Annotated in this window: 1 protein-coding gene; it reads left to right on the forward strand. The window is 38.9% G+C overall.

Annotation, left to right across the window (positions count from 1 at the left end):
* The first annotated feature begins 129 nt into the window (after positions 1-129).
* Positions 130-507, forward strand: a complete 378-nt coding sequence (locus H5201_RS22570; protein ID WP_220497201.1) for a 3'-5' exonuclease — start codon at positions 130-132, stop codon at positions 505-507.
* Positions 508-592: the final 85 nt, after the last annotated feature.

Raw genomic sequence — 592 nt, forward strand, 5'->3', positions numbered from 1 at the left:
ATCATCACATTGAGATAATGCTTTTTCAACCGCTTGAACTTTAAATTCTTGTGTAAATCGACGTCTCATTTTTATCTGCCTCTATTAAAAGTTAGAGGCGACAACTATCCTGACACAGGGGGTTATCCAATGTTGCAAGAACACTATGAATCTTTTTTGAGTAGTACAGAAGATCGCATAGACAGGCTCCGCAGAGATAGCGAGGAATTTGCTACAGATATAGAGGCATTTCGAAGAGCTTTTAAGCCGAGAAGTGGAATAAAAGTTTCTACTATCCACGGGGTTAAAGTTGGTGAATATGACGCAGTTATATCCTTCGGTTTACTTGAGGGGTTAGTTCCTAATTTTAATGACTCATCAGAAGATAGTGCTAAGAAGCTTCTCTATGTTATTGGCTCTAGAGCAAGGAAAAACCTGCACTTGCTCTCTGAAAGAGGGCGAATGCTAGGCTATAGCCCAAATCAAACCTGTAATGGTCTAATGAAACTGGACAGGTTTATAGCGTAAAATGAGCTAAACCCAAAAGGTATCACTATGACCAGAAAATCAAAAGTAACACTCAGTGCACAACAAAAACTTGAATATGCCAAAT

It is taken from the genome of Pseudoalteromonas sp. SG43-6 (assembly GCF_014164365.1).
Lineage (GTDB): Bacteria > Pseudomonadota > Gammaproteobacteria > Enterobacterales > Alteromonadaceae > Pseudoalteromonas > Pseudoalteromonas rhizosphaerae.

Coding starts and splice junctions, on each gene's coding strand:
- H5201_RS22570 (WP_220497201.1), top strand. CDS start 130: ATGTTGCAAGAACACTATGAATCTTTTTTGAGTAGTACAGAAGATCGC.